The following is a 22,469-nucleotide window of genomic DNA, read 5'->3' on the forward strand; positions in this document are numbered from 1 at the left end:
CGTTGTCGGTTGCTGAAGACTAGAAATGACGAAGCATTGTACGGGCGAGAACCGTTGGCGTACAGGATTGCGGCCGGGAGAGGTCGGGGCGCCGGATGAAGGCCGGCGTGCTCCGGGGTTTCCTAGGGTTCTTCGCTGACAGCTGTAGCGGGTGGCGTGGCCGGCGGTGTGGCTTCGGGCGCTTGTGGCGGTTCGGCGCGGCGGCTTTCCTGGAACCAGTGCAGGGCGATCAGGACCAGGGTCGGCACGCCGAGCAGGGCGGTGATCAGGAAGAAGTTGTGATAGCCGAACTTCTCCACCATGACCCCCGAATAACCGCCGATCAGGCGCGGCAACAGCAGCATGATCGAGCTGAGCAGGGCGTACTGGGTCGCCGAGAATTTCAGGTTGGTCAGGCTCGACAGGTAGGCGACGAAGGCCGAGGTGGCCAGGCCCGAGCTGAAGTTGTCCAGGGAAATGGTCACCACCAGCATCTGCAGGTTGGGGCCCATGTCGGCCAGCATCAGGAACAGCAGGTTGGTCGCGGCCGAGGCGGCGCCGCCGATGAACAGAATCGGCAGGATGCCGAAGCGCACGATCAGCAGGCCTCCCATGCCGGCGCCGACCAGGGTCATGATCAGGCCGAAAATCTTGCTGACACTGGCGATCTGGTCCTTGGTGAAGCCCTGGTCGATGTAGAACACGTTGGCCATCACGCCCATCACGGTGTCCGACATCCGATAGGTGGCGATCAGGCCCAGCAGCAGCAGGGCTTGCCAGCGGTAGCGCAGGATGAAGTCATTGACCGGCGTCAGCACCGGGGCCAGGCCGCGGCGGCCCATGGCCGACAGGCACAGCGAGGTCAGGATGATGTAGAGAATGGCGCGCAGGAACGCCCGGTCTTCCAGTAGCAGGTCCAGCAGGCTGGCGCCTTCGAACAGCACGCTGGCGAAGTCGGTGTTGTACAGCTGGGTGAACATCGCCGGCACGGACACCAACAGCACGATCAGCACGAATACCGACACCAGCTGATGCACGAAACTGTAGCGCCCGGCCGACAGCTGGGTGCGCAGCGGCACCGGCGGTTCGCGCATGAACAGGGTGGTCAGCAGGGCCGGGATCATCAGCACACCGAACAGCACGTAGGTGCCGGTCCAGGCTGCGTGTTTATAGCTGAAACCGGTGGAGCCGAAACCTTCGGCGAAGAACAGGGCGCCAGCGGTGGCCAGCAGGGCGGCGACGCGGTAGCCGGACATATAGGCGGCGGCCAGGGCGGCTTGGCGGCTGTCTTCGGCGATTTCCAGGCGGTAGGCGTCCACCGCGATGTCCTGGGTGGCAGAGGCGAAGGCGACGATAACGGCGATGGCGATCAGCCAGGACAGGTGCTTTTGCGGATCGCAGAACCCCATGCCGATCAGCCCGAGCAGCACCAGCGATTGCGACAGGACCAGCCAGGAGCGGCGGCGCCCGAGCTTGCCCAACAGGGGCAGGCGCCATTGGTCGAGTAAGGGCGACCAGACCCATTTGAAGGCGTAGGCCAGACCGATCAGGCTGGCGTAGCCAATAGTTTCGCGAGCCACACCAGCTTCGCGCAACCAGACTGAAAGTGTCGAAAACACCAGCATGTAGGGCAGGCCGGCGGCGAAACCAAGCAGCAACAGCACGAGCGTCGAGGGGCTGGCATAGGCGGCGAGCGCGGCGCGCCAGGTTTTACGGGGCATGGGCTGGAGTCTGCCTCAAGAATTACGGAAACAAAGCGCGCACTCTAACCGCTGTGCTCTACCGGACGCCAGCCATGGCGCCGAATATCCACACGATTGTTCAGGATCGAGACACCTTCCATACGCAGTCGCGCGCGCTGTTCGTCGCCCGAAGCGCTGCCCACGGGCAGGCTGATGCGCCCGCCCGCGCCCAGTACGCGGTGCCAGGGCAGGGTGGTGTCGGCGGGCAACTGGCTGAGGGTGCGTCCCACCCAGCGCGCCGCGCGACCCAGGCCCGCCATTTCCGCCAGTTGCCCATAGCTGACTACCTTGCCTTCCGGGATCTGGGCCAGGGTCAGGTAGAGCGCCGTGCGTCGGATTTCGGCGGGGCTTTGGTCGGCGTCGAGCGGTTCGATCACGTTCGGGTTTCCTGATGCAGGCCTGTAAACCGTCTGTAGGACAAAGGGTTTATTAACAATTGAGAATTGAACTCACTATAGATAGTCGAGTCAGTCCCTACCTGAGGTTTTATTCATGTGGATAATGCCGGTTTTTTTCGCGAACTCGAGCCTTGTATCTGTTTATGTTGTCCAGAACCCTGCTGTGCCTTGCCGTTTTCAGTACCGCCACGCCTTTGCTCGCCGATACCGTCTGGTTGAAGAACGGTGACCGTCTGAGCGGCAAGATCAAAGTGTTCGACGGTGGCAAGTTATTGATCCAGACCGAGTATGCCGGGGCCATCCCGATCGACTGGAAGCAGGTCAAGACGCTGGAGAGCGATCAGGAACTGCTGGTCAAGCAGGATGCCTACACCGGCGAGAAGGCCAAGTCCCTGCACGCGGCGGAAGACGGCAAGGTCACCCTGGCCAATGGCGAGGCGCCGAAGACTGTCGAGCTGGCGAGCATCCAGCAGATCATGAAGCCCAAGCCGGTGGTCGAGGATCTGGTGTGGAAGGGCAATGTCGACATGGCGCTGGATTATCAGCGGGCGGAAAAGGACACCGACGACTACGACATCGACTTCAAGACCTCGGCGCGCCACGGCAAATGGCGGCACACGGCGGAAGGCGAGTACAACCGCGAATTCCAGAACGATGTGGTCACCACCGACAACTGGCGCGGCGAATACGCACTGGACCGCTTCCTCACCGATAAATGGTTCTGGCAGGGGCGGTTGAACTACAAGCGTGACAAGGTCGAGGATTTGGCTCGCCAGCGCGTGGTGGGTAGCGGTCCGGGTTACCAGTTCTGGGATAACGAATTGGGGGCGTTCTCCCTGGGTTCGCTGCTCAACCGCACCGACTACGAGTACAAGGATGGTGGCAAAGACAACTTTTATTCCCTGGCCATGAAGTGGGACTACAACCGTTACCTGATTGGCAAGCGGGTCGAGCTGTTTACCAATGGCGAGGTGGGGCGGCCGCTGTCCAATATTGCCGATTACGCCCTGGATGCCGAGATCGGCCTGCGCTACAAGGTCACGGAGTGGGCGTCGCTCAACCTCAAGGCCGAACGGGACATCATCAGTGGCACCAAGGACAGCGATCTCAACAAGACCCGTTATACCGCGGGGTTTGGCGTCGCCTGGTAAGCTCGCAGGCCTTGAAATGAAGAAGTCCCGCGGTTTGCACCGGCGGGACTTTTTTGTTTGGCTGCGGGAAGAGGGCTGTCTCAATAGCGCTGCGTTATGCCCGGCTCAACTGCATGCACCTTGACGGGCGCCTGTCTGGTACTGGCATTCGCTCTGCAGGCTGCCGTCCTCGTTCCAGAGGCGCATCCTGCCATGCTCTTTGCCATTCAGGTAATCGGTAGATGATTCCATCTGACCGCTGTCGTACCAGGTGACGGCGGGGCCTTCGAGTTTCGCGTCCTTGTAGACCTTGTGCTCCTTGAGCTGGCCGTTGTCGTACCAGGCCTTGAAGTCGCCCTGCTCGCGGTGCTGTTCATCCCATTGCCACTGAAGCGTCTGCACGCCCTGTTCGTTCCAGAGGGCATAACTGCGCTGGGTGCCGTGTTCGTCGTTGAATTGCTTCTGTTTTACCTTGCCGTTGGGGTGGTACTGGATTTGCCAGCCCACGGGCTGGTTGTCCACGTAATCGACGGTGCTTTCCAGTGTGCCGTCAGGGTAATAGGACGGGCTGGGGCCGACTTTCTTGCCGGCAGCGAACTGTCCGCTGTCTTTGATCTTGCCATCCGGGTAATAGCTGGTGATCGGGCCGTCCGGCAGATTCGCCCGGTAGGTGATGCGCCCGACCCGCTTGCCGTTCTCGTCGTATTCCAGGTATTCGCCGTCGACGCGTTTGCCCTGGCGCCAGTTGTAGGACTCGGCGACTTTGCCATTGTCGTGGTAGGTGCTCTGCCAGCCCTCGAGGAGACCGTCCCGATAGTTCGAGCGTTTAACCACGACACCGCTCTCGGAGTAGGTCAGCGCCTCTCCCTGGCGTTTGCCATTGAGGTCATAGGCAGCGCTGTGGCGGACCTGGCCGTCCGGATAGTAGGTTTTCGAGGCATGAACGGCCTTGCCCGAAACGAAGTCCTCGGCGCTGACGAAATAGTCCCGGCGCAGGGTGCCTGATTCGACGTAGAAGATTTTCGCGTTCCAGGCTTTTTGCCGCTTGTCGTAGCTCATCGGCATCGTCAGGAAGTACGAGGCCTGGCCTTGGCCCGTCGGCGCATAACGCTCGTCGAGGTAGAGCTTGCCGTCGACCAGGGATGCAGTCAGCTCGCCGCATTCCTGGGCGGTGCAGGGCCGGACCTTTTCGAAAAAGGCTCGTTTTCCGTCGCAGTCCGAGAGGGTCAGCAGGAGTGGGGTCTGGTCATCGATCAGTTGCTGGATTTCTTCCAGGGCCTGGCCGAACGACTCAGCGGGGATGCCTGAGGATTCAGGGGTGAGGTAAACCTCGTTGCTGCCGCAACGATGGGCGCTGGAAAGCTCCAGCAGTACCGCGCGTCGCAACTCGGGTTGTTGTTGCGAGTCCTTGGCAATGTAGCTGGCGCCGCTGTCCATGCCGACGATGATCGTTGGATGGTCGGGGCGAGGTGTGGCGTTGAGTGCGAGAGGGAGGGCGAGTGTGAGCACCGCTGCGCTCAACAACTTCCGGTGTCTGAACGGCATCCTGCAGTTTCCATATGATTGTCCGAGGGGGCGGATCATATAGCCTGGGTGCCATTAAGCAAAAACATCCGGGCACAAAAAAGCCCCGCTTTGAGGGCGGGGCTTTTTACTGTTTCAGTACAAGTTAGATAACTTGAACTTCTTCAGCTTGCATGCCTTTCTGACCGCGGGTAGCGATGAAAGAAACCTGTTGGCCTTCTTTCAGGCTTTTGAAGCCGTCGGATTGGATAGCTTTGAAGTGTACGAACAGGTCGTCACCGGATTGTGGAGTGATGAAGCCGAAGCCTTTTTCATCGTTGAACCACTTAACGGTACCGGTTTGGCGATTAGACATGGTGTATCTCCTTGGACAAAGTTAACTGCGACTCAGGAAAAGCCCTGGCCGAGACTGAGTGCAAAGAGCAGGAAAAATTCTTGGAGATGGTTGGATCGAAATTCAACATCGTGTAGAGATTCTCAGTGACACAAGCAGCACAGTGGCGCCACCTTAACCCTTTTTCCGGAACCTGCCAATGTTCTTTGCGATGGATTCGCGCTTTTAGTGACTGGCGGTGCCGTACATACCTTCCAGCCCGCAAGTATTGCGGCTTTCAGCGAGAAAAGCGGCCCAGACTTTGAACCCGCAGGCGCACCCCGGTAAGATGCCGGACAGAATTTTTCCACCTCGCTATTTCAGGACACCCGCCATGAGCATCAAATCGGACAAGTGGATTCGCCGCATGGCGCAAGAGCACGGCATGATCGAGCCTTTCGTGGAGCGCCAGATGCGCGGCGAAGGCGCGGAGCGGCTGATTTCCTTCGGTGTGTCGAGCTACGGCTACGATGTGCGTTGCGCCGATGAGTTCAAGGTGTTCACCAATATCAATTCGGCCACCGTCGATCCGAAAAACTTCGACGCCGGCAGCTTCGTCGATATCAAGAGCGACGTGTGCATCATTCCGCCGAACTCCTTCGCCCTGGCCCGCACGGTCGAGTACTTCCGCATTCCGCGCAACGTGCTGACCATCTGCCTGGGTAAAAGCACCTACGCCCGTTGCGGCATCATCGTCAACGTCACTCCCCTCGAGCCTGAGTGGGAAGGTCATGTGACGCTGGAGTTCTCCAACACCACCACCTTGCCGGCGAAGATCTACGCCAACGAAGGCGTGGCGCAGATGCTATTCCTGGAGTCCGACGAAGAGTGCGAAGTGTCCTACAAGGACCGTGGCGGCAAATACCAGGGCCAGCGTGGCGTGACCCTGCCGCGTACCTGAGTCGTTCATCTGACAAATAGCGGGAATTCCTCAGCGGGCAGATACTCTAACCAGAGACTGCCCCGGTTTGCGCACAGCGGACCGTGCTTAGCTCAGGAGTGCCCCATGAAGATCGATCCGCTTATAAGCGCCACACTTGCCAGACTTGAGCCCAATCAGGTCGGCGTCCTGGCCTGGTCATTGCTGGCGCACCCCAGCGCGGCAGGCGGCATTCCCGGTCAACCCGACCCGGACACCCCACAACCCGCCGAGCCGACCGAACCTGGCGAACCAACCTTGCCGGACGAACCGCCTCCCGCTCCTGTGGCCTGATTGACGCCAACCCATAAAAAAGGCCAGCCCGCCGGACTCCATCGGCGGGCTGGCCTTTGTCCATAGCGGCGCCTGGCCTACTTCAGGTTACCGCTGAGGAACTGCTGCAAGCGTTCGCTCTTCGGATTGCCCAACACCTCTTCCGGCGCGCCTTCCTCTTCCACCAGGCCCTTGTGCAGGAACAGCACCTGGCTCGACACCTTGCGGGCGAAGCTCATTTCATGGGTGACCATGATCATGGTCCGGCCTTCCTCGGCCAGGCCCTGGATCACCTTGAGCACTTCGCCCACCAGCTCCGGATCGAGGGCCGAGGTGGGTTCGTCGAACAGCATCACTTCCGGCTCCATCGCCAGAGCCCGGGCAATTGCCACCCGCTGTTGCTGGCCACCGGAGAGAAAGGCCGGGTACTGGCCGGCCACGCGGGCGGGCAGGCCGACCTTGTCCAGGTAGCGCCGGGCGCGGTCTTCGGCGTCCTTCTTGCTGATCCCCAGCACCCGGCGCGGCGCCATGGTGATGTTCTCCAGCACCGTCATGTGGCTCCACAGGTTGAAATGCTGGAACACCATGGCCAGGCGGGTGCGAATCCGTTGCAGCTCGTCGGCGTCGGCCACGTGCATGCCATGGCGGTCCTTGACCATGCGGATCGGCTGGTCGTCCAGGCTCATGGCGCCGTCGTCCGGGGTTTCCAGGAAGTTGATGCAGCGCAGAAAGGTACTTTTGCCCGAGCCGCTGGCGCCGATCAGGCTGATGACGTCGCCGGTCTTCGCCTTGAGCGAAACACCTTTGAGCACTTCATTGTCGCCGTAGCATTTATGCAGGCCTTCAATGGTCAGTTTGTACATGGGGCATGCATCCTCAAGGCGAAAGTAGGTAGCCGCTGCGATAGGCTTCGCGGCCGGCGACATGGGCGATCACCATGCCGGCGGTGGCCATGCGGCGCAGCGAGCGGGCATAGAGCAGGCCGGCGCAGCTGCAATGAATGGGGGTGACGCGATCGTTGATCGGGTCGATGACTTCGGCCACCTGTTGCCCGGCTTCCAGGTACTCCCCGGGCAGGGCGGTGAACACCAGCAGGCCGCCCACGGGCGTGGCCACCGGTTCCACGCCGGCCAGCGGGGTGGCCGGGTAGGGCAGCTCGGGCATGGGCGGAGCCTCGCCGCCGATAGCGCCGAAATGGCTCAGATAATCCAGTATGGCTTGGCAATCCCGGCTGGCCAGGTCGTGGTTGACGTCGCCCTGGCCGCGCAGCTCGACGGTGACCGAGAAGCTGCCGTGGGGAATGACGAAGCGCTCGCCGAAACGCTGCTGCAATTGCCACCAGAGCAGGGTGAAGCATTCGTCGAACGACTGGCCGCCGGAATCGGTGGCCAGCAGGCAAGCTTGCGAGCCGATGTAGCGGGCCAGCGGTTCGACCTGCGGCCAGGCCTCGGGTGTGGTGTACAGATGGGCCACGGCTTCGAAATCGCAATGCAGGTCCAGCACCATGTCCGCGTCGCAGGCCAGGCGCTGCAGGGCCAGGCGCTGGGACTGCAACTGGGTGCCGGCGGTCTGCCGCGCGAGGGCGCTGCGCAGGCTGGCGCGGATGATTTCACGGTTATGTCGCGGATCGTCGCCCAGTTGGCCTTCGATGTCGTTGCCGACCTCTTCGCCGAGGTCGAGGAACCAGCGATTGAAGTTCTGCCCGCTTTCCAGTTCGTAGCGGCCCAGCGGCACGTCCATCAGCACCTGTTCCAGGCCGGCCGGGTTGGCCACTGGCACCAGGACGATTTCGCTGCGCAGGCGGCCCTGGGCCTCCAGTTCCGCCAGGCGTGCCTTGAGGTGCCAGGCCACGAGCATGCCCGGCAGTTCATCGGCGTGCAGCGACGACTGGATGTAGACCTTGCCTTCGGCCTGCTCGGGGCCGAAGTGAAAGCTGTGGATCTGGCGCGAGGTCCCCGGCAGCGGGGCGAGCAGATCATGAGTCTGTTGGCGCATGGATGATGATTTGCCTTGTTCTAGTGAGTCGGCCCGAGGAAGGCCAGCCAGCGGCGTTCGGCGAGGCGAAACAGGCCGACCAGGGCGAAGGTCACGGTGAGGTAGATCAGCGCGGCGATGCCGAAGGACTCGAAGGTCATGAAGGTGGCCGAGTTGGCGTCGCGGGCGACTTTCAGCACATCCGGGATGGTCGCGGTGAAGGCCACGGTGGTCGAGTGCAGCATCAGGATCACTTCGTTGCTGTAGTAGGGCAGCGAGCGGCGCAGGGCCGACGGCATGATCACATAGGCGTACAGCTTCCAGCCGCTGAGGCCGTAGGCCTTGGCCGCCTCGACCTCGCCGTGGGCCATGCTGCGGATCGCCCCGGCGAAAATCTCCGTGGTGTAGGCGCAGGTGTTCAGGGCGAAGGCGAGGATGGTGCAGTTCATCGCGTCGCGAAAGAACGCATCGAGCATGGGCTGGGCGCGGATCGCGGCGATGCTGTAGATCCCGGTGTAGCAGATCAGCAACTGGATATAGAGCGGCGTGCCGCGAAACAGGTAGGTGTAGAACTGCACCGGCCAGCGTAGGTAGAGCTTGGGCGAGACCCGGGCGATGGACAGCGGGATCGACACCAGGAAACCGATGAAGATCGAGGCGCTGAGTAGCCACATGGTCATGGCCAGGCCGGTGATGTTGTAGCCGTCGCTGTAGAGGAAGGGTTTCCAGTATTCCTGCAGGAGCTCGATCATCGCACCGCCTCCCGCGAGCCCGCGGCATAATGGCGTTCGAGCCAGCGCAGGACGACGTTGGAGGCGCTGGTGATGACCAGGTAGATCAAGGCTGCCAGCACCAGGAAGTAGAACAGTTGATAGGTACTCTTGCCGGCATCCTGGGCCGCCTTGACCAGGTCGGCCAGGCCGATGATGGACACCAGCGCGGTGGCCTTGAGCATCACCATCCAGTTATTGCCGATGCCCGGCAGGGCAAAACGCATCATCTGCGGAAACACCACGAAGCGAAAACGCTGGCCGCGCTTGAGGCCGTAGGCGGTGGCGGCTTCTATCTGTCCGCGCGGCACGGCAAGAATGGCGCCACGGAAGGTTTCGGTGAAGTACGCCCCATAAATGAAGCCCAGGGTGATGACCCCGGCGCTGAACGGGTCGATCTCGATGTATTCCCATTCCATGAAGTTGGTGAAGGTGGTCAGCCAGGTTTGCAGGCTGTAGAAAATCAGCAGCATCAGCACCAGGTCCGGTACGCCGCGGATCAGCGTGGTGTAGAGCTGGGCGGGCAGGCGCAGCAGGCCCAGCCGCGAGAGTTTGGCGCTGGCGCCGAGCAGGCCGAGCAGGACACTGAGTAACAGCGACAATACCGAGAGTTTGATGGTCATCCAGGTGCCTTCCAGCAACAACGGACCGAACCCCTTGAGGCTGAAGGCGGAAAGCCCAAGGGTTTGCAGAAGTTCTTCGAACATAAATCAGAGACCTGTGGCGATAAAAAAGGCGCCCATCGAGGATGGGCGCCAGGACCTTATTTACCGCTGTAGAGATTCAGATCGCCAAAGTGCTTTTTCTGAATGGTGGCGTAGGTGCCATCGTCGTGTAACGCTTTGATACCTTTATCCAGAAGCGCCTTGAGCTCTTTGTTACCTTTCGAGATACCGACAGCTGTCTTGGCCGGCAGCAGCGGGCTGTCCACCGGTTTGCTCACTTCGTAGTCGGCGCCTTGTGGCGACTTCAGGAAGCCCAGTTCGGCTTGCAGCATGTCCTGGATCGAGGCATCGAGACGCCCGGAGATCAGGTCGGCATACACCTGGTCCTGGTTCTGGTAGGCCTGGGTTTTCACTCCGGCCTTGTCCAGCACGGCCTTGGCGTAGGCTTCCTGGATGGTGCCCTGCTCGTAGCCGACAGTCTTGCCCTTGAGCGAGGCGGTGTCTTCGGTCAGGCCGGAACCTTTCTTGAACACGAAGGAGGTCGGGCCGGAGAACAGTTCGTTGGAGAAGTCGATGACTTTCTCGCGGGCCGGGGTGACGGTCATGGATGAGATCACGCCGTCGAATTTATTGGCTTTGAGGCCCGGGATCATGCCGTCGAAGTCGCTTTCGACCCATTTGCACTTGACCTTCAGTTCGGCACAGATGGCATTGCCCAGATCGATGTCGAAGCCGACCAGGCTGCCATCGGCGGCCTTGGATTCAAAAGGTGCGTAGGACGGGTCAACGCCGAAGCGCAGTTCCTTGTATTCCTTGGCCAGCGCGGAACCGGCGGCCATGCAGAGAGCCAGTGCAGAAAGGGTCAGCAATGCTTTTTTCATTATTCAATCCCTAAAAACCAATATGAGCGCTTGTGGCGCATTAGTACTGTTACTGCAAAGCGTCAGACTCAATGAAAGTAGCAATTTCCGAACCAGAGTCCCGAACAAGTGTTTTAAAAGGTGGTGCGAGAGCCTGTCATGGGTCGGCAGCGCCCCAAAAAAGAGCGTGCGCAAGGCCTTGCATCAATAGGGCGCGTGAGAGATTTCGGGCAGGAAAGGGCGTGGCTGCCGAGAGCGTGGCTGGGAGGGATCAGCGAGGGGGGTGAGGCGTTACCGGGCGCCAGCCCGCCCCTTGTGCAGAGGGGCGGGCTGGCCGGTATTACTTGCCTGGCGCCAGGGTCAGGCGGGTCTTGCCGTAGAGGCGGTCGAAGTTCTGCGGTTGCAGCGGCAAGCTCAGGTACTGGCCCTTGAGCCAGGCGTCGATGCCGTTCAGGTAGTTCGGGCTGGCCGGGTTGCCGGACTGGCCGCTGCTGTTCATCACGCTCAGCGGTTCGCTCTGGCTGAAGTCGACGATCAGCCGTAGCGCCGGCGCCTGGGTCACATTGAAGTCCTGGCCCCAGCGGTACGGCGAACTGTTCAGGGTGCTGTGATCGCCACCGGCCGGCAGCGGCCCGCGAATCACCTGGCCACTGGCGTTCTTCCAGTTGTAGCTGTGCAGCTTGCCCCACTGCCAGGCCCGGCGATCGCCACCCAGCTGGCTTTCACCTGCGTTGATGGCGGCGGCCAGGCTGCGGGCGAGGATAGCCGGCTTGTCTTCTTTCTGCGGGGTGCGGCTGTCATCCCAGAACGGGCTGTCTTCCTGGCCCAGCAGGTGATCGGCCTGGGCCGAATAGGACAGCGCGCCGTTGGCCACCAGGGCTTTCCAGGCCGGGCTGGACTCCGGGCCCAGTTTGTCGAGGAAGATCTGCCGGGCGCTTTCCTGCAGGAACAGCTCATAGATCGCCGCATCGGCCGACACCGGGCTGAGTTTGCCGTCGAACGCCATCAGGCGGCTGTAGGCCTCGCGGGCCTTGCTGCGGTCTGCTTCGGGCAGGGCGTCGATGGCTTTCTTCAGGGGCTGCGCCATGCCGGGGGCTTCGAACATCTTCTTCAGCTTGGCGGCGAAGGGAGTGGTTTGGTCGTACTGCATGGCGATCATGCTGCGCCCGTCGTGCTTGCCGCTGCCGGCCAGCTCGGCCAGGCGTTCGCCACGCTCGGGGTAGTACCAGGAGTTGGACAGCTGCATGCCATAACCGTGGGGAATGATCCGCTGGTTGGCGGTGCCCAGCCAGCCCTGGGCCGGGTCCTGGTCATAGGGGTGGAGCATCGGGTCGGCATAACCGTCCCAGTCGTAACGGCCTTCCCAGCCCGGCGATGGCAGCAGGCCTTCGCCTTCACGGCGGTTGGGGAAGCGGCCGGTGACCTGCCAGCCGATATGGCTGGCATCGGCGAACAGCATGTTCAGGCCGATGGCGCGAATCTCGCGGCTGGCGTCGGAGGCCCGTTCCACGTTTTGCGCCCGCGTCAGGTCGAAGAACGCATCCAGGCTCTTGTCGTCCGCGAGGTCCGGCTGTTGCAGGGCCAGGCCGTAGCCGGCGTTGAGGTTGCTCGAGCTGTTAAGCAGGGCGCCGTGACGGGTTTCATAGACCGCCTCGCGAATCGGCCGCTGGCCTTTGACGAAGTAGGTTTCGTTGCGCACCACGGCCGGCAGCCATTTGCCGTTGGCTTCGTAATACAGCGCATTGCCCTGGCGCTTGAGTTTTTCCAGGAACAGGTCCTGGTTGTCGCCGGCGACCGAGGTCATGCTCCAGGCCACCTGGCCGTTGAAGCCCTGGACGATCATCGGCAGGCCGGCGATCGAAGCGCCCGCGGCCTGGTACTTGGGCGCGCGGATCTGCACCAGGTTCCACGCCGGCGAGTGGCTGTCGGCGGCCAGCAGGCTTCTGCCGCTGCGGCTGCGCTGTGGCGCGATGGCCCAGTTGCTGGCACCGGCCACGCTCAGCGGGTTGAGTTCGCCGAGCTTGCCGGCGGCGCTGCTGATTTCGCTCAGGCCCGGGACATTCAGGTTGAGGCCCTTGAGTTTGTCGCTCTCGGCCAGCGGCAGCGCTTCGTCCGGGTAGCTCGGGGTCAGCCAGGCGAGCTTGTCGGCGCCGACTTTCTGCGCCAGCACCAGGGCGTTGATTTCTTCCGGCAGGTTGGCCGACTGGCTGAAGTTCAACAGGCAGAAAATCAGCGCCGAATCTTCCGGTTTCCAGTATTCGGGCTTGTAGCCGGTGGCGGCCAGGTCCGGCGGCAGCTTGTCGCGGTAGCGGAACAGGTAGGCGTTGACCCCGCGGGCGTAAACCTCGAAGAAGCGCTTGATCCGTGGGGACGAGGCCTTGTACAGCTCGCCGGCACGGTTCTTCAGGTTGACCGCGCGCATGTAGCGGTCGACGTCCAGCGCATCGGCGCCGGACATCTCGGCCAGCCGGCCCTGGGCCAGCAGGCGCAGGGTCACCATCTGGTTGATCCGGTCGCTGGCGTGCACGTAACCCAGGGCGAACAACGCATCGTGGAAGGTGTTGCTTTCGATCAGCGGCATGCCCATGGCATTACGCCGCACCGAAACGTTCTGGGCCAGGCCCTTGAGCGGTTGCACGCCGGAGGTCGGCGGCAGGCTGTCCTGGGTGTTCCATGACTGGCAACCGGCCAGGCTGAGAACGCCGGCCACTGCCGCGGCAACGCCGAACCGGGGAAGAAAATGTGAGAAGGCTGGCGAGGCCATGGCAAAGCTCCTGCGGGGGGTAGCGTCGATAAAGGCGCTACGTTAGTGAGCAGGCGAGTGCCGCGCAAGCGGGGGCCGAGAGTATTTCTGCGTTGCCGGATAAATAGCCCGCGCCGGCCGCCCGGTGGCTGCCCGAAGCGGAGCAGTCACCGGGGTTTTCCGGCCGGCGATGGGCTGTCGGGCCTCAGGATTTGGGCGGGTTGATACGGGCGGCGATGGCGTAGGCGCGCGCGGTCGCCGGGCGATCGAGGATGCGGTTGAACCAGCGGTGCAGGTTGGGGAAGTCTTCCAGGTTCTGGCTTTGCCACTTGTGGGACACGATCCACGGATAAATCGCCATGTCGGCAATGCTGTATTCGCTGCCAGCGACGAAATCCCGGTCCGCCAGGCGCCGGTCCAGCACCCCGTACAAGCGCGCGGTTTCATCGACGTAGCGTTTGATCGCGTAGGGGATCTTCTCCGGGGCGAACTGGCTGAAATGGTGGTTCTGCCCGGCCATCGGCCCCAGGCCGCCCATCTGCCAGAACAGCCACTGCAGGGCTTCCTGGCGGCCACGCAGGTCCCTGGGCAGGAACTGCCCGGTCTTTTCCGCCAGGTACAGCAGAATCGCCCCGGACTCGAACAGCGACAGCGGGGCGCCGCCGTCGGCCGGCTGATGGTCGACGATGGCGGGGATCCGGTTGTTCGGCGCGATCTTCAGGAACTCGGGCTTGAACTGCTCGCCCTGGCCAATATTGACCGGGTGCACGCTGTAGGGCAGGCCGGTTTCCTCGAGGAACAGGGAAATCTTGTGGCCGTTGGGGGTGGTCCAGTAATACAGATCGATCATGGAGCTCTCCAGGTAAACGAAGGACATTCTGCTACGGACAGCAAACAGCGGTATTCGGTGGTCCGGTCTACATTCGACGGCTTGCCTGTCGGGAGAGGTGATGTTGAAGTGCGTGGAATTCAATGACCCAGCGTGAGAAAAGTTAGCATGGAGCTTCAGACCAATGCGGCGCTGATCCTGATCGATCAGCAACAGGGCATCCTGCATCCCCGGCTCGGGCGGCGTAACAACCCCGAGGCCGAGGAACGCATCGCCGAGTTGCTGGCTTACTGGCGCCAGACGGCGCGGCCGTTGATCCATGTGCAGCACCTGTCCCGCGGCGAGCAGTCGGTGTTCTGGCCGGGGCAGTCGGGAGTGGAGTTTCAGCAGCGGTTCATGCCGCTGGGCACTGAGGCGGTGATCCAGAAGCAAGTGCCGGATGCCTTCTGCGCCACGATCCTGGAGGCCGATTTACGTAAGGCCGGGATCGGCCAGCTGGTGATCGTCGGCGTGGCGACCCACAACTCGGTGGAGTCGACGGCGCGGACCGCCGGCAACCTGGGGTTCGATACCTGGGTGGTGGAGGATGCCTGCTACACCTTTGACAAGGCCGACTTTTTCGGCCAGGCCCACAGCGCCGAGGAGGTGCATGCCATGTCGCTGGGCAATCTGCATGGCGAGTACGCGACGGTGACCACGACCAGGCAGATCCTTCACTCGCCCTTATAGGAGAGAAGCTTGCTCGCGATCAGAACGTCTTGGCACCGCAAGGTCCGAGGCGCCTGCATCGCGAGCAAGCTTCGCTCCTACAGAAGATAAAGGCCGGGCGTCACGCCATCAGGCGCCGTGGCACTTCTTGAATTTCTTGCTGCTGCCACATGGGCAAGGGTCGTTGCGGCCGACATCTTTCAAGGCGTTGCGCACCGGCTCCTGGTGAGCGTGGTTGCAATGCGGACCGTGAACATGGCCGTGGTCGTGATCGTGGTGGTCATGATCGTGGTTGCAGTCAGGGCCATGGACATGGGGTTGCTGGGTCATCGAGGTTGCTCCGGAATAAAATCGGCGGGAATTATCTCGCCTTTGCGCGCCAGGTGCACGTCATGGCCGATGAATAATCCGGTTTCCAGCAAACCGTCCAGGCGATAGGGGATTGGTTGCTGCGGTTCCTTCAGCCATTTCACCACCTGGCGTATCTGCGGCCACAGGTTGGTGCGCACGGGGACCTGGAAGTAGGCGCTGTGCTTGGGGCTGATGGTGAACCAGTGTTCATGTTCCCCCTCCGCCAGCAACACGTCGCCGAGATGAACCCGGTATTCCAGGGCGCGGACGGTCAGGTCGGCATCGTTGGGGTTGTCGACCCGAAAGTGCAAGAGCAGGCGCTGCTCCAGCAAATTAGCCTTGATCACCTCGACCTTGACCAGGTGCACCTGCGGGTCGAGGGTGTCGTCGACGAACCACGAGGCGCAACCCGAAAGCGCCAGCACCGTGAGCAGTCCGAGGGTCCGTAGTGCACGCAGCTGAACGACCATGGGGGTTACTCCGTTTGAGCTCCCAGTCTAGCAACCATGGAGCGCACGCGAGGACAGGCTCAGGGGCGGGTATTCAGCTGGCGAAGTAGCTGGCGCAGCACTTCTTGAATTTCTGCCCGCTGGCGCAGGGGCAGGCGTCGTTGCGACCGGCCTTGAGTTGCACGGTCGGGTCGATGAAATACCAGTGCCCGCTGTTCTGCACGAAGGATGAGCGTTCGCGATGGCTGTGTTCGCCCTGGCTGTCGTGCCAGCGCGCGGTGAAAGTGACGAAGGCATGCTCCGGTTGGCCGCCGAAGACTTCCGAGCTTTCGACTTCCAGGCCCAGCCAGGTGCTTTGCGCGCTCCAGTCGCCGATGGACTGGCGGTCCAGGCCGCTCTGTTGCGCCGGCAGCGTGGTGGCCACCAGATAATCCACCAGGCCCAGCACGTAGGCGCTGTAGCGCGAGCGCATCAGAGCCTCGGCGCAGGGCGCGGGGTGGCCGGCGTGGTAGTGGCCGCAGCAGGCATCCAGCAGGTTGCCGCTGCCGCAGGGACAAATAGAGGTACTCATTGCATTACCACCAGTACTTTCCGAAGTTTTCCGGATTCGCCCAGAACCTGGAATTGAGCCAGTCGGGCACTTGTTTGTATTCAAGCAGATCGTAGGTGAACAGGGTCAGGACCTGTTCGTCGCGCTGGAAACGTTCGCTGGCCTGCAGGGCCAGGGAGAAAAAGTCGGTCTCCTGCCAGCCGCAGGCATTCAGGTCAGCCAGTACCGCGATGCGGCTGGCGTTGAGGTTGCGGATGCCGCCGAGCAGGTTCAGGCCGTCGCGCTTGGGCAGATGCTCCAGGCAGTCGACCGCCAGCGCCAGGTCGAAACGGCGCGCCGCCAGTTCCGCCGGCAAGGGGCCGGGCGCGGTCTGGGCAATGACGGTTTCGGGGTGCGCCTGGCGAAACGCCTCCAGGGCCGGAAACCCGCTGGCGCCGATCAGCAGCAGCTGTTGCGGGGCGTAGCGATCGAGCAGGGCGGCCAGGGCCTGCTGGGGCGTGCGCGAAGAAATACCTGCGGTCATCGAAGTTCCTCACTCTTTGAGTGGCAAAGACTAGCCTGCCCGGACCCGCGGGCCTAGAGCCGTTTTGTCTGAAATGACAGCCGATCCAGGGGAAATCCAGGGGCAAAGCCCGCCAGCCTGATGCTGGCGGAGATTTAAAGCCAGGTCTTTACTCCCCCAATCGGTTCTAAGCCGATTCCCTCAGGAGATAACTAGATGAGCATAGTTCGGACAGCATTACCCTTGGTTCTGCTAACCAGTGTGTTGACTGGTTGCGCAGGTTTGCAGAAAACCGACTGGCCGACCTGCGCCGCTGTCGGGGGCGTCGGCGGGGCCGCGTTGGGTGCGATTGAAAGCTCGTCCTGGGCAGGCTACGGCGCCTTGCTGGGGGCTGGTGTCGCGGCCGGTTATTGCTGGGTGCACGGTGATGGCGACGAAGACGGCGATGGCGTGCCGGACAGTCGCGACAAGTGCCCAGGCACGCCTAAAGGCGTGCAGGTGGACGCCAACGGTTGCCCGCCAGAGCCTGTGGCGGTGGTCGAGGAAGCGGTGGTGGTCAAGGAAGAGACCATTGTCATTCGTGATGTGCACTTCGAGTTCGATTCGGCCAGGCTGACCGCTGCCGACAAGGCCAAGCTCGACACCATCGCCACGCGCCTGAAGCAGGAAGCGCCAAGTGCGCAACTGCGGGTGACCGGGTACACCGACAGCGTGGGCAGCGATACCTACAACCAGCGTCTCTCGGAAAAGCGCGCGCGCTCGGTGACCGAGTACCTGATCAGCGCGGGCGTACCCCGCAGCAGTTTCGTTTCGGTCGTCGGGGCCGGCGAGAGCCAGCCGGTCGCGGATAACAAGACCGCCGACGGCCGGGCGATGAACCGTCGCACGGAAATCAAAATCAACCGCTGATTGCCCGGCGTGATTGCCTGGCATGGGCGGCTTGTGCAGCCGCCCATGCGGGTCTTTACTCCTGTGTGACCGGTATGGGCCGGTGACACAGGAGCATTCATGATGAGTCTTCTCTCGCGAGCCGCCTTGCCGGTTCTACTGCTCGGCAGCCTGCTCACAGGCTGTGCTACCCACAGCGACGGCACTGCCCCCCTCAACCAGCGTACGTGGCCAGTCTGTAGCCTGCTCGGCGGCCTGGTGGGCGGCGGCCTGGGCGCCATTGAAAGCGGTGGCTGGGCCGCGGGTGGCGCGGCACTCGGCCTGGTGACCGGCGGCTTGATCTGCTACGCCCAGGATGGTGACAAGGACGATGACGGCGTGTTCGACCGCCGTGACCGTTGCCCGGACACCCCGGCCAATACCCCTGTCGACAACCGCGGCTGTCCGCTGCCGCAATACCCGGCTGCGACACCTCCGGCAGCCGAGCCGGCGGCGCAATCCGAGGTGATAACCCTCAGCGATCAGGGCGATGTGCTGTTTGCCTTCGACTCGGCGCAGCTGACCCCCGAAGCCCAAAACCAGTTGCAAGGGCTGCTGGCCAAGCTGCAGGGCGCCGACGTGCAGAGCATCAAGGTCATCGGTCACACCGACAGCCAGGGGACGGATGAATACAACCAGAAACTCTCCGAACGCCGCGCCAGCAGCGTCGTCGCCTTCCTCCTGAGCCAGGGCCTGACGCCGGACAAACTGACCAGCCAGGGCAAGGGCGAGAGCGAGCCGGTCGCTGATAATGACACCGAAGAAGGGCGGGCGCAGAACCGCCGGGTGGAGTTGCATATTCAGCGTTGAGCACCAGGCGCCAGGGCGGCTTGGCAGGGGCGGCGGGAGAATTTTCGCCGCCCTCTGGCTTATCCCTCGCCGAAGTCGTTACTGTGCGCGCAAAGAAAAATTCGCAAGGGGGGCATATGAAGGTGTTTTGGGGGCTGGGCAAGCTGTTGACGCTGCTGTTCTGGTTGCTGGTGCTATTTAATCTGGTCAGCCCGCTGATCAATCCGATTCATCTGTTGCTCAATCTGGCAGGCAGCCTGTTGCTGCTGACCCACCTGATGGAGCTGCTGCTGTTCAACGGCAGTCTCAAGGGCCGTGCCCACCCTTGGCGCGATCGCCTGCAGATTCTCCTGACCGGCATTTTCCACCTGCAGACCTTCAAGGCGGCGAAGCCCGCGGAGGTCGGCCATGCGTAAGCTCTGCCTGCTCGCGGTACTGTGCAGCCCGCAGGTTTTGGCCCAGGTGGTGACAGTCGAGACCCACTCCCTGATGCGCCTGCCCAACACCACCAGCAGCCTGCAACTGGAGCGCCTGGAAGTGGCCGACTACGGCACCTTGCTGATTCCGTCCACGGTCACCGAGGTCAAGGTCGGCGAGTTGCGTCTGGGGCGCGAGGCGCGGATCGCTATCGTTCCGGCTGAACAAAGCCTGCAACTGGACATCGACCATGCCGATCTGGAGGCCGGCAGCCAGATCACCTCTCGCGGGGCTCCGGGGACCTATGAGAAGGCGGCCAAGCCCGGACGCAACCTGACGCTGCGCATCACCTCGCTGCAGGCCGGGGAGCTCTCGGTGGATGCGCGCGGCGGCACCGGCGCGCCGGGTTATGTCGGCCTCGATGGCGCCAACGGCGAGGAGCCGGGTTGCACCTGGGGCCAGGCCGGGCGTGGCGCCGATGGCGACAATGGCGGTGATGGCCAGCCGGGAGCGGCGGGCGCCCAGGTGCGGGTCGAACTACCGCGGGATTACCCGGCGGAGCAGATCAAGGTCTTAGTCGATGGTGGGGCCGGCGGTCCGGCCGGTGCGGGCGGCAAACCCGGGGCCGGGGGCAAGTCCAAAGGCTGCTTCGTCTATCGCGCCGACGGTGGCAAGAGCGGCCGTCCTGGTGCCGAAGGCCATGCAGGGCCGGCAGGCCCCGCGGGTTCGGTAACCGTGCAACGCCTGTAGGCGGCCTTCGAACAGGCGCTGCTGACTCTGACGCTATCGCGGGCAAGCCTCGCTCCTACACCATTGTGCTGTCTGTAGGCGCGAGGCTTGCCCGCGATGCTTTTTCCGGTATCGGCTTTTAGAACATCGGCCGGGCCGCCGCCACCGCCACCAACAACAGACCAATGATCAGATTGATCCCCACCAATTTCCGAATATTGCCCAGGGTCGTGGCCCCCGTCGGCCAGTCCTCGGCCGCCACCGCCTGACGCAGCGCTGGCAGCTGCAACGACTGGATCCGGATAAACAGCGCGGTCATCACCACATACAGGCCCATCATCACCTGCACATAACGCGGCGCGGTCTCGAAGCCGCTGAAACGCAGGTGGATCAGGCCGACGCCGCTGATCGGCAACAGCACCACCGCGACCCAGACCCAGACGAAAAACCGTGGGAACACTTCTGCCCACAGCTTCAATCGCGCCGGCCCTTCAAGGGCCGCCACCGCCGCGGGGCGCAGCACCATCCAGGCGAAAAACATGCCGCCGACCCAGACCAGGGCGGCCAGGACATGCAGGGTGTAGGCAAGGGCAAAGGCTGTCATTCGGGTACTCCGTTCTGCGCGGGATGAATTAGCGGGGTATGATAGCGGCCGATCCGAACCACTGAAAATTTATCCAGCGTTTCTCGCGCCCGAAGAACCATGATCAGCAACGAACTCAAAACCACGATCCAGGGCGCCTACTCGCGTTTTCTCGAAGCCAAGAGCCTGAAACCGCGTTACGGCCAGCGCCTGATGATCGCCGAAGTGGCCAAGGTCCTGGGCGATGTCGATACCGACGACGAAGGCCGGCGTTCTGGCGACCCGGCTGTGGTGGCCGTGGAGGCGGGCACCGGTACCGGCAAGACCGTGGCCTACAGCCTGGCCGCGATCCCGACCGCCAAGGCCGCCGGCAAGCGCCTGGTGATCGCCACCGCCACCGTCGCCCTGCAGGAGCAGATCGTCTACAAGGACCTGCCCGACCTGATGCGCAACAGCGGGCTGAACTTCACCTTCTCCCTGGCCAAGGGCCGTGGCCGCTACATGTGCCTGTCCAAGCTCGACATGCTGCTGCAGGAAGGCCACGCGCAAACCGCCACCGCCCAGCTGTTCGAAGAAGAAGGCTTCAAGATCGAGGTCGACGAGGTCAGCCAGAAGCTGTTTACCAGCATGATCGAGAAGCTCGCCGGCAATAAATGGGACGGTGACCGCGACAGCTGGCCCACCGCCCTGGAAGACTCTGACTGGGCGCGCCTGACCACCGACCATAGCCAGTGCACCAACCGCCATTGCCCGAACTTCGGCCAGTGCGCCTTCTACAAGGCCCGCGAAGGCATGGGCAAGGTCGACGTGATCGTCACCAACCACGACATGGTCCTGGCCGACCTGGCCCTGGGCGGCGGCGCGGTGTTGCCGGACCCGCGCGACACCCTCTATGTGTTCGACGAAGGCCACCACCTGCCGGACAAGGCCATCGGCCACTTCGCCCATTACACTCGCTTGCGTTCCACCGCCGACTGGCTGGAGCAGACCGCCAAGAACCTCACCAAGCTGCTGGCCCAGCACCCGTTGCCGGGCGATCTGGGCAAGCTGATCGAGCAGGTGCCGGAGCTGGCGCGGGAGATCAAGACCCAGCAGCAGTTCATGTTCACCGCCTGCGAACAACTGGCCGACTTCAAGACCGGCGAAGACATGGAGGGCCGCGAGCGGCCGCGCCACCGTTTTGTCGGCGGGCTGATCCCCGACCATATGCGCGAAATGGGCATCGAGCTGAAAAAAGGCTTCTCGCGCCTGACCGACCTGTTCACCCGCCTGACCGACCTGCTCAAGGAAGGCATGGACGGCGAGGTCAATATCGGCATCGCCAGCAACCAGGCCGAAGAGTGGTACCCGCTATTCGGCAGCCTGCTGTCGCGCGCCTCGGGCAACTGGGAACTGTGGACTGCCTTCACCACCGAAGACCCGGAAGACAATCCGCCGATGGCACGCTGGCTGACCCTGGCGGAAAGCGGCTCGCTGTTCGACATCGAGGTCAACGCCAGCCCGATCCTCGCCGCGGAAATGCTCCGTCGCAACCTGTGGAACGTGGCCTATGGCGCGCTCGTGACCTCCGCCACCCTGACCGCCCTGGGCAGCTTCGATCGCTTCCGCATGCGTGCCGGGCTGCCGAAAAAGGCCGTGACGGCGGTGGTGCCCAGCCCCTTCCATCACGCCGACGCCGGGGTGCTGCGCGTCCCCGACCTGCGCGCCGACCCACGGGATGCGCCGGCCCACACCGCGGCGATCATCCGCGACCTGCCGGAGCTGGTGGAGGGCTCGCGGGGCACCCTGGTGCTGTTCTCGTCGCGCAAGCAGATGCAAGACGTGTTCGACGGCCTCGATCGCGACTGGCGCAAGCAGGTGTTCATTCAAGGCAACCTGTCGAAACAGGAAACACTGAACAAGCACAAGGCGCGGGTCGATGGCGGCGATTCCAGCGTGCTGTTCGGCCTGGCCAGTTTTGCCGAGGGTGTGGACCTGCCCGGCGCCTACTGCGAGCACGTGGTGATCGCCAAGATCCCGTTCTCGGTGCCGGACGATCCGGTGGAGGCCGCGCTGGCCGAGTGGATCGAAGCCAGGGGCGGCAACCCGTTCATGGAAATCTCGGTGCCGGACGCCTCGCTCAAGCTGGTCCAGGCCTGCGGTCGCCTGCTGCGTACCGAACAGGACCGCGGCACCATCACCCTGCTGGACCGGCGCCTGGTCACCCAGCGTTATGGCAAGGCTATTCTCAATGCGTTGCCGCCGTTCCGCCGGGAAATTTCCTGAGCGCGGCCGGCCTGTGGGCC

Annotated in this window: 25 protein-coding genes; 9 read left to right on the top strand and 16 right to left on the bottom strand. The window is 62.9% G+C overall.

What is annotated here, in order from left to right; genetic code table 11:
* Positions 1 to 122 precede the first annotated feature (122 nt).
* Positions 123 to 1,700: an AmpG family muropeptide MFS transporter gene (locus tag CRO75_RS14645; RefSeq protein ID WP_097136412.1), complete on the bottom strand. Its 1,578-nt coding sequence runs from the start codon at positions 1,698 to 1,700 to the stop codon at positions 123 to 125.
* A gap of 44 nt (positions 1,701 to 1,744) precedes the next feature.
* A complete protein-coding gene (locus CRO75_RS14650; RefSeq protein ID WP_097136414.1) occupies positions 1,745 to 2,098 on the bottom strand; it encodes an MGMT family protein in 354 nt (117 codons plus the stop codon).
* 164 nt (positions 2,099 to 2,262) lie between these two features.
* Here CRO75_RS14650 and CRO75_RS14655 point away from each other — a divergent pair, with 164 nt between their 5' ends.
* Positions 2,263 to 3,270, top strand: coding sequence for a DUF481 domain-containing protein (locus CRO75_RS14655; protein WP_097136416.1), 1,008 nt, complete (start codon positions 2,263 to 2,265; stop codon positions 3,268 to 3,270).
* Between the two features lie 105 nt (positions 3,271 to 3,375).
* Here the strand turns inward: CRO75_RS14655 and CRO75_RS14660 are convergent, their stop codons facing one another.
* Entirely contained in the window at positions 3,376 to 4,758 is a 1,383-nt protein-coding gene (locus CRO75_RS14660; RefSeq protein ID WP_239990586.1) for a toxin-antitoxin system YwqK family antitoxin, read from the bottom strand.
* A 160-nt stretch (positions 4,759 to 4,918) separates the two neighbouring features.
* Positions 4,919 to 5,128, bottom strand: coding sequence for a cold-shock protein (locus tag CRO75_RS14665; RefSeq protein ID WP_002554837.1), 210 nt, complete (start codon positions 5,126 to 5,128; stop codon positions 4,919 to 4,921).
* 352 nt (positions 5,129 to 5,480) lie between these two features.
* Between CRO75_RS14665 and dcd the strand changes: the two genes are divergently transcribed.
* Both dcd and CRO75_RS14675 read left to right on the top strand, forming a co-directional pair.
* Entirely contained in the window at positions 5,481 to 6,047 is a 567-nt protein-coding gene (gene dcd / locus CRO75_RS14670; protein WP_007923906.1) for a dCTP deaminase, read from the top strand.
* Between the two features lie 105 nt (positions 6,048 to 6,152).
* On the top strand, positions 6,153 to 6,359 hold the full coding sequence (locus tag CRO75_RS14675; protein WP_007923905.1) for a hypothetical protein: 207 nt from the start codon (positions 6,153 to 6,155) through the stop codon (positions 6,357 to 6,359).
* A 77-nt stretch (positions 6,360 to 6,436) separates the two neighbouring features.
* Here CRO75_RS14675 and CRO75_RS14680 read toward each other — a convergent pair whose 3' ends face one another.
* The 7 genes from CRO75_RS14680 to CRO75_RS14710 all read right to left on the bottom strand — a co-directional run bounded on the left by CRO75_RS14680 (position 6,437) and on the right by CRO75_RS14710 (position 14,200).
* On the bottom strand, positions 6,437 to 7,201 hold the full coding sequence (locus CRO75_RS14680; RefSeq protein ID WP_097136420.1) for an ATP-binding cassette domain-containing protein: 765 nt from the start codon (positions 7,199 to 7,201) through the stop codon (positions 6,437 to 6,439).
* Positions 7,202 to 7,214: 13 nt separating this feature from the next.
* Positions 7,215 to 8,333 (bottom strand): succinylglutamate desuccinylase/aspartoacylase family protein, encoded by a 1,119-nt coding sequence (locus CRO75_RS14685; RefSeq protein ID WP_097136421.1) that lies wholly within the window; start codon positions 8,331 to 8,333, stop codon positions 7,215 to 7,217.
* A 20-nt stretch (positions 8,334 to 8,353) separates the two neighbouring features.
* Entirely contained in the window at positions 8,354 to 9,064 is a 711-nt protein-coding gene (locus CRO75_RS14690; protein WP_097136423.1) for an ABC transporter permease, read from the bottom strand.
* Complete coding sequence (locus CRO75_RS14695) at positions 9,061 to 9,789, bottom strand: ABC transporter permease (protein ID WP_097136424.1); 729 nt, start codon at positions 9,787 to 9,789, stop codon at positions 9,061 to 9,063. The genes CRO75_RS14690 and CRO75_RS14695 overlap by 4 nt, the downstream gene beginning before the upstream one ends.
* A gap of 56 nt (positions 9,790 to 9,845) precedes the next feature.
* Positions 9,846 to 10,628 (bottom strand): transporter substrate-binding domain-containing protein, encoded by a 783-nt coding sequence (locus CRO75_RS14700; RefSeq protein WP_053277706.1) that lies wholly within the window; start codon positions 10,626 to 10,628, stop codon positions 9,846 to 9,848.
* 319 nt (positions 10,629 to 10,947) lie between these two features.
* Positions 10,948 to 13,371 carry a penicillin acylase family protein gene (locus tag CRO75_RS14705; RefSeq protein ID WP_097136426.1) on the bottom strand — a complete coding sequence of 808 codons (2,424 nt, stop codon included), beginning with the start codon at positions 13,369 to 13,371 and terminating at the stop codon, positions 10,948 to 10,950.
* Between the two features lie 184 nt (positions 13,372 to 13,555).
* A complete protein-coding gene (locus tag CRO75_RS14710) occupies positions 13,556 to 14,200 on the bottom strand; it encodes a glutathione binding-like protein (RefSeq protein WP_097136428.1) in 645 nt (214 codons plus the stop codon).
* 147 nt (positions 14,201 to 14,347) lie between these two features.
* Between CRO75_RS14710 and CRO75_RS14715 the strand changes: the two genes are divergently transcribed.
* Complete coding sequence (locus CRO75_RS14715) at positions 14,348 to 14,908, top strand: cysteine hydrolase family protein (RefSeq protein ID WP_097136430.1); 561 nt, start codon at positions 14,348 to 14,350, stop codon at positions 14,906 to 14,908.
* A 108-nt stretch (positions 14,909 to 15,016) separates the two neighbouring features.
* Here CRO75_RS14715 and CRO75_RS14720 read toward each other — a convergent pair whose 3' ends face one another.
* The 4 genes from CRO75_RS14720 to CRO75_RS14735 form a co-directional block, all read right to left on the bottom strand.
* The gene (locus CRO75_RS14720; RefSeq protein ID WP_007923047.1) at positions 15,017 to 15,217 is read right to left on the bottom strand and encodes an SEC-C metal-binding domain-containing protein; all 201 of its coding nucleotides are present in this window, start codon (positions 15,215 to 15,217) and stop codon (positions 15,017 to 15,019) included.
* Entirely contained in the window at positions 15,214 to 15,708 is a 495-nt protein-coding gene (locus CRO75_RS14725) for an LEA type 2 family protein (protein WP_097136431.1), read from the bottom strand. Before CRO75_RS14725 ends, CRO75_RS14720 begins: the two co-directional genes overlap by 4 nt.
* A gap of 73 nt (positions 15,709 to 15,781) precedes the next feature.
* Positions 15,782 to 16,258 (bottom strand): YchJ family protein, encoded by a 477-nt coding sequence (locus CRO75_RS14730; RefSeq protein WP_097136433.1) that lies wholly within the window; start codon positions 16,256 to 16,258, stop codon positions 15,782 to 15,784.
* Between the two features lie 4 nt (positions 16,259 to 16,262).
* The gene (locus CRO75_RS14735) at positions 16,263 to 16,760 is read right to left on the bottom strand and encodes a DUF6231 family protein (protein WP_007923053.1); all 498 of its coding nucleotides are present in this window, start codon (positions 16,758 to 16,760) and stop codon (positions 16,263 to 16,265) included.
* A 195-nt stretch (positions 16,761 to 16,955) separates the two neighbouring features.
* On the opposite strand from CRO75_RS14735, the gene CRO75_RS14740 reads away from it, so the two are divergent.
* The 4 genes from CRO75_RS14740 (at position 16,956) to CRO75_RS14755 (ending at position 19,622) form a co-directional block, all read left to right on the top strand.
* Positions 16,956 to 17,648: an OmpA family protein gene (locus tag CRO75_RS14740; RefSeq protein WP_097136435.1), complete on the top strand. Its 693-nt coding sequence runs from the start codon at positions 16,956 to 16,958 to the stop codon at positions 17,646 to 17,648.
* Between the two features lie 102 nt (positions 17,649 to 17,750).
* A complete protein-coding gene (locus CRO75_RS14745; protein WP_097136437.1) occupies positions 17,751 to 18,476 on the top strand; it encodes an OmpA family protein in 726 nt (241 codons plus the stop codon).
* A 116-nt stretch (positions 18,477 to 18,592) separates the two neighbouring features.
* Positions 18,593 to 18,871 carry a DUF1145 domain-containing protein gene (locus CRO75_RS14750; RefSeq protein ID WP_085529995.1) on the top strand — a complete coding sequence of 93 codons (279 nt, stop codon included), beginning with the start codon at positions 18,593 to 18,595 and terminating at the stop codon, positions 18,869 to 18,871.
* Positions 18,864 to 19,622 carry a hypothetical protein gene (locus tag CRO75_RS14755; RefSeq protein WP_097136439.1) on the top strand — a complete coding sequence of 253 codons (759 nt, stop codon included), beginning with the start codon at positions 18,864 to 18,866 and terminating at the stop codon, positions 19,620 to 19,622. Before CRO75_RS14750 ends, CRO75_RS14755 begins: the two co-directional genes overlap by 8 nt.
* Before the next feature lie 118 nt (positions 19,623 to 19,740).
* Here the strand turns inward: CRO75_RS14755 and CRO75_RS14760 are convergent, their stop codons facing one another.
* A complete protein-coding gene (locus CRO75_RS14760; protein ID WP_087089239.1) occupies positions 19,741 to 20,205 on the bottom strand; it encodes a DUF2269 family protein in 465 nt (154 codons plus the stop codon).
* Positions 20,206 to 20,304: 99 nt separating this feature from the next.
* Here CRO75_RS14760 and dinG point away from each other — a divergent pair, with 99 nt between their 5' ends.
* Positions 20,305 to 22,449 carry an ATP-dependent DNA helicase DinG gene (gene dinG / locus CRO75_RS14765; RefSeq protein ID WP_097136441.1) on the top strand — a complete coding sequence of 715 codons (2,145 nt, stop codon included), beginning with the start codon at positions 20,305 to 20,307 and terminating at the stop codon, positions 22,447 to 22,449.
* Positions 22,450 to 22,469 lie beyond the last annotated feature (20 nt).

The sequence above is a fragment of the Pseudomonas sp. LAMO17WK12:I10 genome, assembly GCF_900215185.1.
In the GTDB taxonomy this organism is placed as follows: Bacteria; Pseudomonadota; Gammaproteobacteria; order Pseudomonadales; family Pseudomonadaceae; genus Aquipseudomonas; species Aquipseudomonas chlororaphis.

Coding starts and splice junctions, on each gene's coding strand:
- CRO75_RS14645 (WP_097136412.1), bottom strand. CDS start 1,700: ATGCCCCGTAAAACCTGGCGCGCCGCGCTCGCCGCCTATGCCAGCCCC.
- CRO75_RS14655 (WP_097136416.1), top strand. CDS start 2,263: ATGTTGTCCAGAACCCTGCTGTGCCTTGCCGTTTTCAGTACCGCCACG.
- CRO75_RS14665 (WP_002554837.1), bottom strand. CDS start 5,128: ATGTCTAATCGCCAAACCGGTACCGTTAAGTGGTTCAACGATGAAAAA.
- dcd (WP_007923906.1), top strand. CDS start 5,481: ATGAGCATCAAATCGGACAAGTGGATTCGCCGCATGGCGCAAGAGCAC.
- CRO75_RS14675 (WP_007923905.1), top strand. CDS start 6,153: ATGAAGATCGATCCGCTTATAAGCGCCACACTTGCCAGACTTGAGCCC.
- CRO75_RS14680 (WP_097136420.1), bottom strand. CDS start 7,201: ATGTACAAACTGACCATTGAAGGCCTGCATAAATGCTACGGCGACAAT.
- CRO75_RS14685 (WP_097136421.1), bottom strand. CDS start 8,333: ATGCGCCAACAGACTCATGATCTGCTCGCCCCGCTGCCGGGGACCTCG.
- CRO75_RS14690 (WP_097136423.1), bottom strand. CDS start 9,064: ATGATCGAGCTCCTGCAGGAATACTGGAAACCCTTCCTCTACAGCGAC.
- CRO75_RS14695 (WP_097136424.1), bottom strand. CDS start 9,789: ATGTTCGAAGAACTTCTGCAAACCCTTGGGCTTTCCGCCTTCAGCCTC.
- CRO75_RS14700 (WP_053277706.1), bottom strand. CDS start 10,628: ATGAAAAAAGCATTGCTGACCCTTTCTGCACTGGCTCTCTGCATGGCC.
- CRO75_RS14705 (WP_097136426.1), bottom strand. CDS start 13,371: ATGGCCTCGCCAGCCTTCTCACATTTTCTTCCCCGGTTCGGCGTTGCC.
- CRO75_RS14710 (WP_097136428.1), bottom strand. CDS start 14,200: ATGATCGATCTGTATTACTGGACCACCCCCAACGGCCACAAGATTTCC.
- CRO75_RS14715 (WP_097136430.1), top strand. CDS start 14,348: ATGGAGCTTCAGACCAATGCGGCGCTGATCCTGATCGATCAGCAACAG.
- CRO75_RS14720 (WP_007923047.1), bottom strand. CDS start 15,217: ATGACCCAGCAACCCCATGTCCATGGCCCTGACTGCAACCACGATCAT.
- CRO75_RS14725 (WP_097136431.1), bottom strand. CDS start 15,708: ATGGTCGTTCAGCTGCGTGCACTACGGACCCTCGGACTGCTCACGGTG.
- CRO75_RS14730 (WP_097136433.1), bottom strand. CDS start 16,258: ATGAGTACCTCTATTTGTCCCTGCGGCAGCGGCAACCTGCTGGATGCC.
- CRO75_RS14735 (WP_007923053.1), bottom strand. CDS start 16,760: ATGACCGCAGGTATTTCTTCGCGCACGCCCCAGCAGGCCCTGGCCGCC.
- CRO75_RS14740 (WP_097136435.1), top strand. CDS start 16,956: ATGAGCATAGTTCGGACAGCATTACCCTTGGTTCTGCTAACCAGTGTG.
- CRO75_RS14745 (WP_097136437.1), top strand. CDS start 17,751: ATGAGTCTTCTCTCGCGAGCCGCCTTGCCGGTTCTACTGCTCGGCAGC.
- CRO75_RS14750 (WP_085529995.1), top strand. CDS start 18,593: ATGAAGGTGTTTTGGGGGCTGGGCAAGCTGTTGACGCTGCTGTTCTGG.
- CRO75_RS14755 (WP_097136439.1), top strand. CDS start 18,864: ATGCGTAAGCTCTGCCTGCTCGCGGTACTGTGCAGCCCGCAGGTTTTG.
- CRO75_RS14760 (WP_087089239.1), bottom strand. CDS start 20,205: ATGACAGCCTTTGCCCTTGCCTACACCCTGCATGTCCTGGCCGCCCTG.
- dinG (WP_097136441.1), top strand. CDS start 20,305: ATGATCAGCAACGAACTCAAAACCACGATCCAGGGCGCCTACTCGCGT.